The sequence below is a fragment of the Elusimicrobia bacterium HGW-Elusimicrobia-1 genome, from assembly GCA_002841695.1.
Classification (GTDB): domain Bacteria; phylum Elusimicrobiota; class Endomicrobiia; order PHAN01; family PHAN01; genus PHAN01.
Map to the genome: position 1 here is coordinate 1 of PHAN01000018.1, position 15,713 is coordinate 15,713.

Below are 15,713 nucleotides of genomic sequence, written 5' to 3' on the forward strand. Positions count from 1 at the left end.
TCGATAGCTGCAAGTGATACCTCGACACTCCCGCGGGTGCGTCCGTTACGCCGTCCCACGAAAACGTCAAAATATTCTGGCCCGTCGTAAGCCCGTTTAACGGCCCGTTAAGCGCGCTCACCGCGGGCGGCGGCGTCGTATCGACGGTAACGCTCCATGCGCCGGTGTACGACCCGACATTGCCGGCGTTATCCTCGGCGCGAACCTTCCAGTAGTACGCCCTTTGCGGCAATACGGCCGACGCCTGCTGGGACGCCGTCGACGAAGAGTAGAGTATCGTCGTAAAATCGGTCGATGACGCGACAATCAGCAGATAGTTCCCTATTGCGGAATTTGCGTCCGCGGGATATTCTGTCCCGGTCCACTGAAAAGATCGCGCGGTGGACGAAGAAACATCGCCGTCCGGAGGCGATACCTGCGCAACCGACGGCGATGAGACATCGCGGCCGAAATCTATCGTTCCGTCGGCGTTGCCGCCGAAACTTGCCCACGATGAAACGCCGTTGGGCGAGGCGACCCTCGCGCGCCAGTGATAGCGACCGCCGTCGGCAAGACCCGATACGGCAACCGACCCCGCCGCGACGCCGGAACCGCCGAAATTTACCGCGGAGCCGGTGGACAGATCGGCGCCGTTAAACGCTGACGTAATCGTCTTGACTTCAAAAATCGGCGTCAACGTGTCGGCTATTCGGGATGCCATATTCAGTTTTAGAACCATCGACGGGGAATTGGTCCAGCCGCCCGTCGATATCGCCGTGGTTCCGTCGGATTTATATTGCGCAAGATACGTCGGCGTCAACGGCGCGGGAAAATACGAATGCGTCAGAATATATACGGCCGACGGCCATATCTGGTTAAGCGAGACGCTCACGTTGGCGGTGAGCGTGACGGGCGAGGTCGTTATCAGCGCCAGGGTATCGGTATAAAGCGCGGTGGTGTAACACGCTTCGGCGGTCGTGCGCGGTGTGTGTGTCTCGTCGGAAGCGGGCGCAACATTCTGACCTATGGAATAATCGGTTACAATCGTATTATTGTTTCTGTGCGCCAGAAAATTGCCGGCAATGTAGGCGGAATTTCTTGATTTTCTGCCCTCGGACGTCTCGACCGTGGAATTAAAAACCGTAAAGTTTTCCGAGTGAGAAGTGATAAGACCCGTGGCCGCCTGATACGCCAGCGCGCGGTGCGAATCGGTGAATTTTGCCGCGGAGGTATATTGATAAGTAACGATGACCTCGGCGCTCTGCGGACCGGTATTGGTGGCATTGTCGGGATAGTACGATGCGGCAAGCCGGGCGCCGTTTGCCCACGACGTACTTGCGAAGACCGACCACATATCCAACAGAAAAGGATGACCGCCTATCTGCAGCGCCTGTGTAATATGCGAATAGGTCTGCGGCGTTCCCGATGAATTGTTCAGGGAATAATTCCAGATGACATTGCCGACGGATGTGCCGTTGTAGTTTCCCGTGACGCGGGCATACAACGCTTTCAAATCGACGCCGGTTTCCTCCATATTCAGAGCGACGGACGGAAATTGAAAATCGGCTCCGGGGGTCAGCCCCTGTCCGAGAAGATAATAAACCGTTTTGGTTTTCACCGACGCGTCGCGCGAGAATTCGTAGGTCACGACGCATTCGCCGCCGAGATTGTATATCGTATTCTGTGTCGTCTCGACGTTAAGCGTCTGGCGCGTATTAAAAACAAGGCCGGTTCCCGTGGACGGCTGCGTGAGATATACAAAATCGTAAGAATCAATTTGCGAACCGTCGAGAGCGGCGGACGGCGACCACGAGCCGGCGCCTATGCGCGCTCTTACGCTCCCGTCGGCGGTCGCGCCTCCCGAAAGACGGTGTCCCGTAACTTCAAACCAATGCGATACGACCGCAAAATCCGCGGAGCCGCTTTCAGCCACACGCGCTTCGTAATCGAAAGCGGCCGTGCCCGGAGCCACCGCGCCCTGCGCCGAAGCGACGGAATTATTCCAGTTGGATTTCAGGGGGAATCTTACGGTATTGACTTGAATCGTCGCGGTATCGTCGTATTCGTAGGTGACATAAAGTTTCAGCGCGGGCATATTATAAATACTGCCCGCCGAAGACGCGGTGGGCTTTACTGCGGCCGCGTAGTTTTTGGCGGTTGTGACACCGGCAAAAACCGCCAAGGGGATGTCGCACTTAGCGTGAAAACGCACCGACTCGTCGCCGGAACCGTAGAATATAATCGAATCGGGGAATATATCGCGAACACTCGAGGCCGCAACAGATTGATCGAAAAGAATATCCAGACCTGTAAAATTGATATTGTTGCCGCCCTCGTGAAGTCCGTCGAACTCCAGCCAGGCCTTTTTTACGGCGACTGCGTCGGGCAGACGGAAATTAATGGCGGGATATTGCAATGTCGCGCCGGACACGACTCCCGTGGAAGAACCTATACCGAAATTAAACTCAACCGTTTTTAGACGTACGGCGGCGGAGAGCGGCGCGGCCAGAAGCGCGAATCCCAGAAGTTGAACCGATAATGCTTTTATAATTCTGCCCGTCATTTATTGAAAGTGGTATTTCCGTCCGTCGAAGACCTTTTCAGCGCATTCTTTATGATACGCGCAAATCTAAACAGTTGTCGGGATACGCGGCACCATATTATCCCCGCAAATCCCGACGGAAACACTTTGCAAACGCCGGCCACGGAAGACAACGGCACGAACGCCTCGTCCGTAGAAGCCGTATCGTCGAGTGTAATAAGACCATGCGGCAAGACGCGGACTACCCTGTGCAGAAACTTGCCGCCGTCGATATCAAATATCACACAATCGCCGGAACGAATAAGGCCGGTACGGCCGTTGACCCTGAGAGCCGTAACGACTTCGCCGTTTCTCACGGCAGGGCGCATACAACCGCCCCGCGTCACGGCGGCCATCACATTGGTTCCGATATGGGATATTCCCGTTTTATCCATGATTTCTATGACAGACGGGTAACCGCAAAACACGCGCCGCCGGTAATGGGGTTTCCGGCTATACATTTACCGCAGGCAAGGGCCGCCGTCTCAAAGATTTTCTCGCTTTTAATCCGGGGCTTGACGTATTTCTTTTTCTTTTTTTTATTCATTCTGTTTTTTCCTTTCGCGCGCGTACGCGCGTTTCGCGCACGCGTTCTCAAGAAGTAGGTATTTATAGAGGTAATTATACTCAAAAATACCCCCCTTTACAATAGAATGGCATAAAAGAAGAAAGTGGTAAAATCGGGGTTTCAGCGGGATGATTTATCCGACGGAAAGATGGTATTTTATCCGAAACAAAACGAAAGTGACTTTTATCACAATCGCCGCCATGGATGGTATCAGACGTTTTCAGCCACAAAGCGCCGGACGGCGGACAACCGGCACGCCTCGGCGGGCGGGGTCAGCAACGAACCGTGCTCGACAAGCGCAAGACCGGGACAGCGCTGACAGTATGCCAGATGCGCGCACGAAAAACACGCTGATTTTTTCCCCAATCGCGCGCGCCTCAAACCCTCGAAAACTTTGCCGCGCCACAGCGACGCAAAATCCGTCTTCAACAGATTCCCGGCTGAAATCCTCATTTGAGGGCAGGGATAAAGTTCGCCGTCGGACGATACGGCGGCCATGGCGCGGGCGGCGGAGCATTCCACAAGCCGTTCGCCGCGAGCGCCGTAGCTTCTGGCGCGCGGACCGCAATACTCCGACGGCACACCGGCGCCGAGGCGGCGATACACCTTCCGCAATTCTCCGTCGGAAAGACGCAGCCCGAGACCGGACGCGGAACCGTCGTCGCACGGAGCGATGGTGGCGTCGAAGCGGCAGGATATCGCCCGCGAAGCCGCGAATTTTTGGACGAATTCAAGGCAGGAATAATTCGATTTCATCAAGGGAGCTTTTACGGTCACGCGCACACCGCTACGCAAAAATTCGTCGACGGCTTTTGTCGCGGCCAGGAAAGACCCCCGTCTGCGCGTTATATAATCGTGCGCGGCTTCGTCGCCGTAAATACTGATTTCCACGGCCGAAACACCCGCGGCCGAGACCTTGGATGCCGTCGACGAATCGACAAGAACGCCGTTAGTGAACAACCGGACGTCGAAAGCGAGTTTTTTCGCGCAGCCGATTATATCGAAAATATCGTCGCGCAAAAACAATTCGCCGCCGGTAAAAACGGCGTACATGGCGCCGGCGCGGGCTGTCGAGCGAAGTATTTTTTTTATACCCCCGAAGGAAATATCTTTGAGTTTTCTCTCAGAGGAAGGTATGTAGCAATGGCGGCAGTTAAGATTGCAGCGACGGGTCAACTCGAATATGACGGTGAGCGGAATGTTACCGCGATGGGCGGCCAGTTGCAGCTTAGTCGACGGTTTCAAGGAGTCCTTTGGCATATAGAAGCTCCAGAAACTCGTCGACGTCTTCCGCGGCGGCGGCGCGGGTAACGTCGAATTGGCGGGTCAATCCGTCGATTATTTCCGGGCGCAAACGGCCTATCGCAGACATCTCCCAGATGACGGCGCCGGTTTCATTGAACTCGTGCAACGAAGGCACGGAAGCATCCGCGACGTAAAGAACCCCGCCGACACGTCTGTATGAAAGTGTTTTTTTTGCGCGCGCCTTCGGCATCCGCCGCTTTCTCCTATTTGAGCCGGTCGCCCTTTAAAAGCTTGACGGCGGCGCGGCGCGCGTTCAACAGTATATCGCGCGAGGCGGCGCCTGTTTTACCCCTGAGAACTTCCAGCATAAACACTTCGCAGCAACCCGACTTTTTAATCCGGTATACAAGCTCGCGCCAATCTATCAGGCCGTCGCCGGGCACCAGATGGTCGTCGGCCGAGCCCTTGTTGTCGGAAATATGCAGAGCGATGACTCTCAAGGAAAGTTCGTCGAAGGTGCTGAGCGCCCCCTTGCGATAGAGATTGGCGTGGGAGCTGTCAAAACAGAACCCGCAGACAGAGGGCGAAAAACCGTCGATCAGACGCATAAGCGCGGACACTTCGCCGCCAAAAATATGCGGGAGTTGCGTCTCCACCGCTATTTGAACATCGAGATCCTGCGCGCGGACGTAGAGATGTTCCAGACTTCTCCTGCACTTTGCAAATCTTACCGCTATATCGTCCTTCAATGATTCGTCGGTAGCCGCCGGATGAACCACGAGTATTTTTCCGCCCAGCCGTTTAAGACAGTACATGGAGCGTTCGATCTCTTCCATGGCGAAAGATCTGATATTCTCGTCGGGGCTTGATATGTCTATCAACTCGGAAAACGGCGAATGCAAACTTTCGACTTCAATATCCAGTCCCTTAAGCGCGATACCCAGCGCCTGTATCTCGCGGTCCTTGTGCCACTCAAAATGCGAAAACGCCCCGTACTGCTCCGTTCCGGTCCATATTTCGACTATATCGAAACCGGTTTCCTTTATTTCAGGAAGCACTTCGAGAATGTCACGGTCAAAAAAAAGACCGGTGGATATGCCTATTTTCATGGGTTTTCCGACGGAACGGACCGTAACGGACTATTTCATCCGGAAGCGCGACAAATCGACACCGCAATTCGGACGCCAGCAATAGCCCTTCTCTGTGTGGGAGAGGCAATTGAGGTCTTCTTCGCGGTCAACGCCTGCAGCCAACAGACCCGCAAAGATTCTTATGTAGAAATTGGCGCGGGTGGCCGCATCATACTTGAACCACTGCGGGCCCCACTCGTAATTCCTTTCAAGTTTCGACCGCACGAGACCGGCAATATGTTTTGGATGCCAGCCCTGTTTCATAAGCACGCGCGTAAGGGTCTGCAGATTAGTGGGCCGCAGTATATGCGGATTGGGCTCCCTTATGCAATGAGCCACACACGGAGGCAGCCCCGAAGTGTCGAATCTGTCGTATGTGCGCGCCCATTCGGAATGAGTGTCGTGCTCGACAGAATCGAAATGTTTGTGAAACTTGTAGAGCTGCGAACGCTTATACGAGTTTATCAGACGCTCCACTCCCGCCTCCGCTACGGGTATCGTAGTATCCGATTCCTGGGCGTATTTTACGGCCGCATCGAAGTTATACCTGACCTTAAGAAGTTCCGGCATATTGGCTTCGTAGCGGGGCAGTGTTATGAGCGTGGGGATAGACCTTGCGGTCTGCTCTCCGAATTTATATTTGAATATTTTATGTTTCTGATACAGCGAGAAAGGACAGCGGATGTCCCTCATAAAAACGGGGTCGCCGTACATCGAGAGGTCTACGGAGATGGCCTCCTTGTATTTGCCGCCTATGGCGGTGTCGGTAAAAACCACCGGCATACCTTTGTACTCTTTCTCGAGCGCCTTGTACATCAAATGCCCTATGTATTCGATAAGACGCCCCATTCCGTCGAACGCCAGGCCGTATTCGAGGTCTACTTTCCTCCAACGGCGGCCGTGCGTGGAATTATATTTGCCGGTTACGGAATCGTTCAATCTGCCTAGTTCCGCGAGTTTCTTGTAATCCGGCGACGCATTGGGAACCCTGAAACTGAAATGGTACCCCTGCCCCGTCATTATGCAAAGCGGGCTGATGCCGAAATCCTGAAACGTCCTTAAAAGAATCTGATATACCGGCTCTATGGCCTCGTAAGTCCTTTTTGCGTTCCAGTAGGCCTCTCCGGCGTGGACAAGGTTAAAATATTCCACGTCCAGAATGCCCAGCACGTTTTGGGTATCCCACACGGACCTGAACAAATCGACCTCTTTGTCGAGCAGCCAGTAAAACGACTTGCTGTCGGTGGAATAAAAATATTCCTCGGAGATTCGCTCCTTGACCATTTTCTCGCTGACACCCACTAAATACGCCGCCGTGAAAGTCGACGGATCGTCGGACGAACCGCCGCAATACTGCGCCAGACGACGCCTTATGGCCGGACTGGCGTAAAACTCTTTCAAGTTCATTTTGGCTCCCTGATCTCAATTCACCTTGCCGGACAAAGTCGTTTGAGATCTTTAATATTCGATATGATAAGCGCTTTCTTGTCGGTTTTTATATAACCCAGACGCTTAAAATTATTAAGTTGTTTGGATATCATCTCGCGCGAGGTCCCCGTAAAATCCGCCAGGTCCTGATGGGACAGACGAATGAGTATCCTGTAGCCGTCGGCGGAACGCTTGGAATGTTTGGTGGCCAGGTCTACGAGAGTTTTAGCCAGGCGCCCCGTAAGCGAGCTGAAAGCCAACCGCTCGATTTCCTGGTCGGCGGTGCGCAGCCGCAGAGTCAGCGTGCGCATAATATTCAGAACGATGTTTATGTCTCGCGAAAGCAAACGGTTGAATTCGTTTTTCTCTATGACCATAAGTTCGCAGTTTTCCAGCGCCACGGCGGAGGCGGAACGCGGCTTAAGGTCTATGAGCGACATTTCTCCGAAAAACTCCCCCGCCTGCATATAGGCCAGCGTCTTTTTTTTAAGTCCCGTCTGAGTAAATATTTTTACCACGCCCGACAGCACTATGTAAAGCGCGCGGCCGGAAGTATTTTCGCCGAAGATTATTGCGCCGGGCTTGAAAGTTTTAAACTTTCCTATGGACTGTATTTTGTCGAGATCGCGATCGGCAAGGCGTCTGAAAAGAACTATTTTTTTGAGGATTCTCTTGATACTCACGTATGTCCTCCCTGTTGCGCGTCGCCCGGCGAGATGGCCGACTTGGTCAGATCGGGGTCGGGTTTGAGTTCCTCGGTGTCGGGTCGGGTCGGCGCGGCGGGCGTTATAAGTCCGCCCGTTATTATTAGTTTAACGGCGTCATCGACGCTCATATCGAGCGTCACAACATCTTTGCGCGGAACCAGAAGAAGAAAACCCGTGGTCGGATTCGGCGTGCTCGGAAGAAATACGTTAAGAACATCATCCGACGTCTTTTGCTGGATTTCCCCTACCGCTTCCGACGTAACGAATGCCAGGGAATATATTCCGCGACGCGGATATTCTATCATAACCACGCGGCGGAAAGCGGTTTTCTGGTTGAAGATAAGGTCGGTGAGCTTGCGGACCGACACATAAATCTCTCTTATGATCGGAATCCGCATAAAGTATTTTTCCAGACGGGAAAGAAGCCGCCTTCCGGCGATGTTGGTGGCTATCGCCCCGACGGACCAGACCACCCCCACGGTGAGCGCAAAACTGGCCAGGCGGCTCAGAAAATTGCTTTCGGCTTCGGCCAGGAATAAGTCGAACATGGGAGCGACGATGGGCGTAAAAACGCCGCTTACAAGTTTAAACAAAAGCCACAGGACATTAAGCGTGATCCACAGAGGGAGCATCGCTATAAGCCCTGTGATAATGTTGCGGGTAAAATTTTTCTGGCTTATTCCGTGTGCCTGTTGCATTTTATTGCGCCTTTATGAAATCTTCGCCTATGTCGGCGAGTTTTCTTAGTTTACTTTCTTTATCGGCCTCTATATAGAGACGAACCACGGGCTCGGTGCCGGAAAGCCGGACGCCCATCCATGAATTATCGTCGAATATAAACTTATATCCGTCCAGCGTGACGGTTTTTTTTATGGTCAGACCGCCGATTTCTTTGGGCGGAGATTTTGCCAGACGCGCGCGCAGCGAATCCATCTGCCTGAGTTCAAGATGGAAATTGAGACGGTCGGAATAAACCGCTCCGGCGGCCGACATTATTTCGGCGAGAGTGTCTTTCAAAGGCCGTCGATTTACGGCAACCGCCTCCAGCGCCAGAAGACACGCGAGTATTCCGTCCTTCTCGGGGACGTGACCCCTTATAGTCAAACCTCCGGACTCCTCCCCGCCGATTATGAAATCTCCCTTTTTCGACGGGTAAGCCGAATTTTCCTTTACCATCACTTCGCCTATGTATTTAAAGCCCACCGGTTTCTCCACCACTTCCACGCCAAGATGGGCGGCCACTCGGTCGATAAGATGCGTCGTCATTACCGAGCGCACCACAAGACCTTTGTAGCCGCGCGTTTTTACGAGATGCCACAGCAGCAGCGCTATCACGGCGTTGGGCGTCATGAATGTGCCGTCTTCGTCGATAATACCGAACCTGTCGGCATCGCCGTCGGCGGCAAGGCCGAGATTGAGTTTCTGGGCCTTCATCGTCTCGACAAGTTTTTTCAGATTATCCTTGCTCGGTTCGGGAGAACCCGTCGCGCCGAAAAGGACGTCCCTTTCAAGTCCCATCACGGCCGAGGCGGCGCCGTACTCTTCCAGAAGAACATCCAGGTATCCGCGGGCGGTGCCGTGCAATATGTCGACGGCCGTTTTGACTTTGGATTTTTTGATGGCGTCGCCGTCCACCAGCGATCTGACGTATTTGAGATACGCGCGCGAAGGATCCACCGTCTCAAGAAGTTTCGCCGACGCCGCCTGTTTGAGGTCTACGGTCTTGACTTTGAGCCGCGGCGATTCCGCGGCTATTTCGATGGCCCTGGTAATTTCGGGAGTGGCCGGACCGCCGGAAGCCGGCGAAAATTTCAGCCCCTGGTACTGAAAGGGATTGTGACTGGCGGTAAAATTGATTCCTCCGTCGAGCTTTCTGCGGATTATCTCGAAAGATATCACGGGCGTCGGCGTATCGCGGTTGCACAAATACGTTTTGACTCCGTTGGCGCAAAGGACTTCCGTGGCCGCTTCCGAAAATTTTTCGGAGAGAAAACGCGTGTCGCCTCCGACTATCACCGACGGATTGCGGCGATTTTTCGACTTAACGTAGTCGGCTATGGCCTGCGCCACGATTCTGACATTGGCGAATGTGAACTCGTCGGCTATAATCGCGCGCCAACCGGAGGTTCCAAATTTGATTTTTGCCATTTTTGTCTCCCGCCTGTTTTATGGAAGATAGAAGCAAGAGGCAAGAAGTTTGTCATTCCCGCGCAGGCGGGAATCCAGAAATTTTTGCAACATTTGAAAAGACTGGATTCCCGCTAAAAACATGCGGGAATGACAAACTTCTTACTTCATTACTTCTATTTTCCCTTACCGCCGCCACTCGTTGATTTTAGCCGAATATTCTTCTATGAGTTTGGACGCCGACTTGCCGCCGCGCGACTCGGCCCAAAGATGAAAATAACTTTCTTCCGCGTCGGGCAGCATTAAAATCCAATCGGTCTTATTGAGGTAAATTTTAACTCCGTCGATGAGTTCGTGTCTTTTGTCCTTGGCATATTCTATAGCCATTCTCATCACGGTGCCTTTCTTGTCCCACGGACACGGCACCCGCTCGTGAAGGATCTCGAACGACGGTATTTCGCGGGCAAGCCGGTTGAGGCGTATCCCCAGAGCGGACATCATCTCTATGATTTTACCTATCGAATAAAGCGCGTCGAAAGCGCACTGAAACTCGGGGAAGATATATCCGCCGATTGTATTGCCGACGAAAACAACGTCCGGGCGGTGCGCGTAGCGCATCATATTTTTGGGAAGAGTCGGAGTGCGCAGCGCTTCCATCCCGTACTCCGAGGCGAGTTCCTCTATAACGCAGGACGAATTGACCGGCACGGCGATGGCGCCTTTTTTATACGTTTTCATCGCAAGAAGCGCCGTAAGAATCTGCGCCGTCTCGTTCGGAATTATCTTTCCTTTTTCGTCGACGATATAAACACGCTCGGCGCCGTTGTCTATCATAAAACCGACGTCGGCGTCCAGAGTCGTGACGATGTCGGCAAGCTGCTCGAGGTATTTTCTGCGCTCCTGGAAAGATATGGAAACCTTTTGCGGATCGATATAGGAGTTCAGCGCTATGACTTCCACGCCGAGTTTTCCGAAAATACCCGGGAATATAAGCGCCGCCGTGGAATATGCGTAATCGATGACGACTTTCATTTTTCCGGCGCGGATGACTTCCTTGTTTATGGCTTTCAAATAACCCGTGCGATAATACTCCGCGGCGTGCGGCGGAACTATGACTTCGTCTATTTCGTCGGGGGCGGCGCGTTTGAAGTCCTCGCGCAGGAACATCTGCTCGATGGCCTTTTCCTGCTGTATGGAAATATCGTCGCCGCGCGAATCGAAAAATTTTATGTCCATGATGCGCGGATCCGTCGGAGATATCTTTACGTGCAGACCGCCGGACTCTCCTTCCTTGCCGATTTCATAACGGAAAACCGGCAGCGGCGCCGTCTGAAGGTCGCCGACCCGGACGCCGGCGGACAGAAGTCCCGATATCATAGTGCGTTTTATCATCCTTGAGGCCGGATGAGAATCGCGGGAGGTTATGACGTAGGCGCCTTTGCCCAGATATGCTCCGTAGGCCGCTCCGACTTTGGTGGCGAACTCGGGTGTAATTTCAATATTGGCAAGTCCGACTATGCCCCATGTCCCGAACAGCTCTTTATTCCATTTCTCGCCCCATATCAGCGACGTCGAGAGAGTCGAACCGCTCTCCACCACTTTGTGCGGCCATATCTTTACTCCGGCGCGAATCGTGGCTCCGTCGCCTATCTTTGTTTCGTCGCTTATGACGGTGCCTACCTGCACCACGGCGTTATTGCCTATCGTAACATTGTAACCGATAACGCTTTCCTTGAGCCGCGCCGCTTCCCCTATGACCGAACCCGACCAAATCACGGAGCCGGCCACGGAAGCGCCGGACTTGACGGTCACATTGTCTCCGATAACGCTTTTGGATATTTTAACGCCGTCGCCTATTACGGAACCCGAACCTATGATTACCCCGGACTCTATCTGGGCGTCGGACGCTATTTTCACGTCTTTCCCGACGTAAATCTCCGCGTCCTTGCGGCGAATCTTGGAGCCGCGCAGTTCGACTTTGACTTTACCTTCCAGAATGTCGTAATGGCCAAGGCGGTATTCGTCGAGATTTCCGATATCTTTCCAGTATCCGGCGGCTATGTAGCCGTAAAGGCCTTTGCCCGCGGCAAGTATCGCAGGGTAAAGATCCTTCGAGAAATCGAAACTTTTGCCGACGGGCATAAAATCGAAAACCCCCGGTTCAAGAACGTATATTCCGGTGTTTATTGTGTCGGAAAAAACCTCGCCCCAAGACGGTTTTTCGAGGAACCGCTCGATTTTGCCGTCGGGCGCGGTTATAACGACGCCGTACGCCAGCGGATTTTCCACCCGCGTAAGCACCAGCGTGGCCATTGCCTTTTTCTCTTCGTGGTATTTGAGCGCGGCGGTAATATCGAAATCCGTCAGGACGTCGCCGGAAATAACGAGAAACCGTTCTTTGAGTTTGTCTTCGGTGAACTTTACGCATCCAGCGGTGCCGAGGTCGGAGTCCGGTTTGAGATATTCTATTTTGACGCCGAACTTAGAGCCGTCGCCGAAATGACCGGTTATGGACTCGGGCTGGTAATAGAGCATCATTATGAGTTCGTCGAATCCGTGCCGTTTCAAAAGTCCCACGATATGTTCGAGCATGGGAATGTTCGCCATAGGCACCATGGGCTTGGGTATGCCCGTCGAAAGAGGTCTCAAACGTGTGCCGAATCCGCCTGCCATTATTACGGCTTTCATAATTTTTTCCCCTCTATCCCGGAGGTCTTTTTCTTTATGTAGTTCAGCAATCCGCCGGCCAGAACGATTTCCCTGTCGCGTCCGGAGAGCTTTACTTCCAGTGTAATATGCCGGTTGATCCTCGGTATGTGCGCCCGGATTTTCGCGGAGCCGCCGGACAATACTCCGTCGGGTCCGGTCAGATTTTCCGTCACAATCCGGTCCCCCTGCGCTATGGCTTCGTAGTCGGACTTATCGGCGAAAACAGCCGGAAGCACTCCGAAGTTTACAAGATTCGCCAGATGGATTCTCGCGAATGATTTGGCTACGACCATATTGACGCCCAGATATTTCATTACCAGCGCCGCGTGTTCTCTCGACGACCCCTGAGCGTAATTCTCGGCGGCGACCACTATCCCGCCGGTTTTTTCGCGGGCTCTTTTGACGAACCCCGCATCGACGGCTGTCAGCGTGTGCTCTGCGATGGCCGGTATGTTGGAGCGGAGCGGCAATATCCCGGCGCCCGCGGGAAGTATATGATCGGTGGTGATATTATCCGGAAGTTTTATCAGTACGTCGCCGTCCACCGTCGACGGAAAATCGCCGAAAACCGGCAGCGGCTTGATATTCGGGCCGCGACGCAACTCTTTCGCCGAAGATTTCCGCGGCGGCTTTATGAACATACCGCGGTCAACGATTAAGCGCGGCAGCGGCCGCGAGGGGTTTTTCCTGATATATTTTTGGGGATTTACGAATTTTCCGTGCAGGGCGGCCAGAGCCGCCGTAACGGGACTCACCAGATACACGCCGGCGTCTTTGGTGCCCGAACGGCCTTCAAAGTTTCGGTTGAACGTCCTGGCGGTAACCGCTCCCGACGACGGCGCCTGCCCCATTCCTATGCACGGACCGCACGCGCATTCGATAATACGCGCCCCGCTTTTGATTATATCGTCGAGCAATCCGTGCCGCGAAAGCGTAAGAAGCACGTTACGCGAACCGCAGGAAACCACGCAGGATACGTCGGGATTTATTTTTTTTCCTTTCAGTATCCGCGCTACGGCAGTCATATCGGCCAGCGAAGAATTGGTGCAACTCCCTATGCAAACCTGATCGACTTTAAGTCCGGCAATTTCGGATATTTTTTTGACATTATCGGGACTGTGCGGCGCGGCAACCATCGGCTCGACGCGCGAAAGATCCAGCTCGATAACTTCGTCGTAAACGCAGCCATCGTCGGGCGCAATCGCCCTGAAATCCGAAACGCGGCCCGTCTCGCGCATAAAACTTTTGGTGACTTCGTCCGACGGAAACACCGAAGTCGTGGCGCCCAGCTCGGCGCCCATATTGGTTATGGTCGCGCGCGAAGGAACGTCGAGCGATTTTACGCCGGGGCCGAAGTACTCGACTACTTTGCCGACACCGCCCTTAACTCCGAGCCGCCGCAAAAGTTCCAGTATGACGTCTTTGGCGGAAACGTAATTTTTGAGTTTACCGACGAGGCGGACGCCCAGCGCGGCGGGCATTTTTATTATAAACGACTCACCCGCCATCGCGCAGGCCACGTCGAGACCGCCGGCGCCGAAGGCCAGCATCCCCATGCCGCCGGCCGTGGGGGTATGGGAGTCGGAACCGATGAGAGTTTTTCCCGGAACGGCGAAATTTTCAAGATGAAGCTGATGGCACACGCCGTTGCCGGCGGGCGAAAATATTATTCCGTACTTCGAGGCGGCCGCCGCGAGGTATCTGTGGTCGTCGGCGTTTTCAAATCCGGTCTGGATGGTGTTATGGTCCACATAGGATACGGATAGTTCGGTGCGGACCCGCGGAATGCCTATCGCCTCGAATTGAAGATAAGCCAGCGTGCCGGTGGCGTCTTGTGTGAGGGTCTGATCTATCCTGACGCTCGCGTCCGCGCCGATAGGCGGCAGAGAGTCCGCTCCCGCGAGGTGAGCTTTGAGTATTTTCCGTGTCAGGTTATAAGGAGGGGTCATCGGTGTTATTTTATAAATTTATGCGAAGTATTACAAGCGAAAAAAAACGCGGGGGTTGCCGGACGCGGCGTTTCTACGGACATATTTTTCAGCGCTCTATGCGCTTAAACGCGGACGGCAAATTCGCTATGATGTCGGAAGCGTTCATCGACGCGCGCGACACCTTGCGCGCCGCGATGTCTCCCGCCATACCGTGCACGGTAACGCCCGCGGCAGCGGCGTCGAAGACATCGTCGTACACGCACGACAGCGCCGCGATAACGCCCGACAGGACATCGCCGGAACCGGCGGTAGCCATCCCGGGATTGCCGGTAGCGTTTATGAAAAAGCGCTTGCCGTCGGCGACGACTGTGCCCGCGCCTTTAAGGACGCACACGCACCCGTAGCGGCGGGCTATCGCGGATGCGGATTTTTTTCTGTCGCGGGCTATTTCTACCGTCGACAGACCCAGCAGCCGCGCCGCCTCGCCTTCGTGAGGCGTAAATACCGCGCGCCCCGGCGCGAAGGACATCGGGCGGACTCCGCTGACGGACGAAGCGGCGATAAAATTGAGCGCGTCGGCGTCGAGAATCAGACGTCCGGCAAAACTCCGGCGAAACAATTCAAGCATCGCTCCGGTCGACTTCGACGGCCCCAGACCGCAGCCGGCTACGACGGCGTCGTAACGTCGCAGCGACATTTTTTTTGCCAGAAACCGCACCGATTTGCCGTCGACGGCTCCCGAAGCGCCGTCGGGAAGAGGCATAAGGACTATCTCGGGCGGCAGTTTCGGCGCGACGGCGCAATAGATGGATCCGGGAAAAGCCAGAGTGACCAAACCGGCGCCGGATTTGACGGCGGCAAGGGTGCACAGCGCGGCGGCCCCAGGATATGCCGTGGATCCGCCCACGGCGAGAACGCTTCCGTAGTCGTACTTATGAGAGTTTTTCCGTCGGATGGGCAGGAATTTCATCGCTTTGCGACGCAAAACGCGGCGGCGTATTCTTTGGTGTGGGTAAGAGATATCAGGACGCCCGCGGCAAGACGATTTTTTATGTAAACTCTGGGGCTGCCGTCGCGGGAGTTTCTCACGCCTATGTCCCTGTGCGCGAGGCGCGGCGAACGCGACGAAAGCGCTTTCCAGACCGCTTCCTTTGCGGCGAACCTCACGGCATAATGCTGCGCCGAGTTCTTTTTGGAACCGCAATAGCGTATTTCATCGTCGGTAAATATCTTTTCGAGGAATCGGCGGCCGCGGGCGAGCCGCTCGATGCGCGCCACTTCCACGATATCTATTCCGATACCTTTCAT

At 54.3% G+C, this 15,713-nt stretch carries 14 protein-coding genes; all 14 read right to left on the reverse strand.

Translation table 11 applies throughout. The annotated features are described in order from the left end of the window. On the reverse strand, nucleotides 1-2,542 hold a 2,542-nt coding region (locus CVU77_08070; protein ID PKN00840.1), incomplete at its 3' end, for a hypothetical protein. Further along, nucleotides 2,539-2,955, reverse strand: coding sequence for a hypothetical protein (locus tag CVU77_08075; GenBank protein ID PKN00841.1), 417 nt, complete (start codon nucleotides 2,953-2,955; stop codon nucleotides 2,539-2,541). The genes CVU77_08070 and CVU77_08075, both read right to left, overlap by 4 nt. A 5-nt stretch (nucleotides 2,956-2,960) precedes the next feature. Beyond that, the gene (locus CVU77_08080) at nucleotides 2,961-3,191 is read right to left on the reverse strand and encodes a hypothetical protein (GenBank protein ID PKN00842.1); all 231 of its coding nucleotides are present in this window, start codon (nucleotides 3,189-3,191) and stop codon (nucleotides 2,961-2,963) included. Between the two features lie 147 nt (nucleotides 3,192-3,338). Further along, a complete protein-coding gene (locus CVU77_08085) occupies nucleotides 3,339-4,388 on the reverse strand; it encodes a hypothetical protein (GenBank protein PKN00843.1) in 1,050 nt (349 codons plus the stop codon). Continuing rightward, nucleotides 4,357-4,623, reverse strand: coding sequence for a hypothetical protein (locus tag CVU77_08090; protein ID PKN00844.1), 267 nt, complete (start codon nucleotides 4,621-4,623; stop codon nucleotides 4,357-4,359). Before CVU77_08090 ends, CVU77_08085 begins: the two co-directional genes overlap by 32 nt. A gap of 13 nt (nucleotides 4,624-4,636) precedes the next feature. Next, complete coding sequence (locus CVU77_08095; GenBank protein ID PKN00845.1) at nucleotides 4,637-5,482, reverse strand: hypothetical protein; 846 nt, start codon at nucleotides 5,480-5,482, stop codon at nucleotides 4,637-4,639. A 30-nt stretch (nucleotides 5,483-5,512) separates the two neighbouring features. After that, complete coding sequence (locus CVU77_08100) at nucleotides 5,513-6,910, reverse strand: hypothetical protein (GenBank protein PKN00846.1); 1,398 nt, start codon at nucleotides 6,908-6,910, stop codon at nucleotides 5,513-5,515. A gap of 20 nt (nucleotides 6,911-6,930) precedes the next feature. Continuing rightward, the gene (locus tag CVU77_08105) at nucleotides 6,931-7,614 is read right to left on the reverse strand and encodes a hypothetical protein (protein ID PKN00847.1); all 684 of its coding nucleotides are present in this window, start codon (nucleotides 7,612-7,614) and stop codon (nucleotides 6,931-6,933) included. Further along, nucleotides 7,611-8,336 (reverse strand): hypothetical protein, encoded by a 726-nt coding sequence (locus CVU77_08110; protein ID PKN00848.1) that lies wholly within the window; start codon nucleotides 8,334-8,336, stop codon nucleotides 7,611-7,613. The genes CVU77_08105 and CVU77_08110 overlap by 4 nt, the downstream gene beginning before the upstream one ends. Nucleotide 8,337: 1 nt before the next feature. After that, entirely contained in the window at nucleotides 8,338-9,786 is a 1,449-nt protein-coding gene (locus CVU77_08115) for a phosphoglucomutase (protein PKN00849.1), read from the reverse strand. A gap of 165 nt (nucleotides 9,787-9,951) precedes the next feature. Further along, nucleotides 9,952-12,453: a nucleotidyltransferase gene (locus CVU77_08120; GenBank protein ID PKN00850.1), complete on the reverse strand. Its 2,502-nt coding sequence runs from the start codon at nucleotides 12,451-12,453 to the stop codon at nucleotides 9,952-9,954. Continuing rightward, the gene (locus CVU77_08125) at nucleotides 12,450-14,423 is read right to left on the reverse strand and encodes an aconitate hydratase (GenBank protein PKN00851.1); all 1,974 of its coding nucleotides are present in this window, start codon (nucleotides 14,421-14,423) and stop codon (nucleotides 12,450-12,452) included. The genes CVU77_08120 and CVU77_08125 overlap by 4 nt, the downstream gene beginning before the upstream one ends. Before the next feature lie 88 nt (nucleotides 14,424-14,511). After that, a complete protein-coding gene (locus tag CVU77_08130; GenBank protein ID PKN00852.1) occupies nucleotides 14,512-15,375 on the reverse strand; it encodes an NAD(P)H-hydrate dehydratase in 864 nt (287 codons plus the stop codon). After that, nucleotides 15,372-15,713, reverse strand: coding sequence for a holo-[acyl-carrier-protein] synthase (gene acpS / locus CVU77_08135; protein PKN00853.1), 342 nt, complete (start codon nucleotides 15,711-15,713; stop codon nucleotides 15,372-15,374). Before acpS ends, CVU77_08130 begins: the two co-directional genes overlap by 4 nt.

Coding starts and splice junctions, on each gene's coding strand:
- CVU77_08085 (PKN00843.1), bottom strand. CDS start 4,388: ATGCCAAAGGACTCCTTGAAACCGTCGACTAAGCTGCAACTGGCCGCC.
- CVU77_08075 (PKN00841.1), bottom strand. CDS start 2,955: ATGGATAAAACGGGAATATCCCATATCGGAACCAATGTGATGGCCGCC.
- CVU77_08130 (PKN00852.1), bottom strand. CDS start 15,375: ATGAAATTCCTGCCCATCCGACGGAAAAACTCTCATAAGTACGACTAC.
- acpS (PKN00853.1), bottom strand. CDS start 15,713: ATGAAAGGTATCGGAATAGATATCGTGGAAGTGGCGCGCATCGAGCGG.
- CVU77_08120 (PKN00850.1), bottom strand. CDS start 12,453: ATGAAAGCCGTAATAATGGCAGGCGGATTCGGCACACGTTTGAGACCT.
- CVU77_08110 (PKN00848.1), bottom strand. CDS start 8,336: ATGCAACAGGCACACGGAATAAGCCAGAAAAATTTTACCCGCAACATT.
- CVU77_08125 (PKN00851.1), bottom strand. CDS start 14,423: ATGACCCCTCCTTATAACCTGACACGGAAAATACTCAAAGCTCACCTC.
- CVU77_08090 (PKN00844.1), bottom strand. CDS start 4,623: ATGCCGAAGGCGCGCGCAAAAAAAACACTTTCATACAGACGTGTCGGC.
- CVU77_08115 (PKN00849.1), bottom strand. CDS start 9,786: ATGGCAAAAATCAAATTTGGAACCTCCGGTTGGCGCGCGATTATAGCC.
- CVU77_08100 (PKN00846.1), bottom strand. CDS start 6,910: ATGAACTTGAAAGAGTTTTACGCCAGTCCGGCCATAAGGCGTCGTCTG.
- CVU77_08095 (PKN00845.1), bottom strand. CDS start 5,482: ATGAAAATAGGCATATCCACCGGTCTTTTTTTTGACCGTGACATTCTC.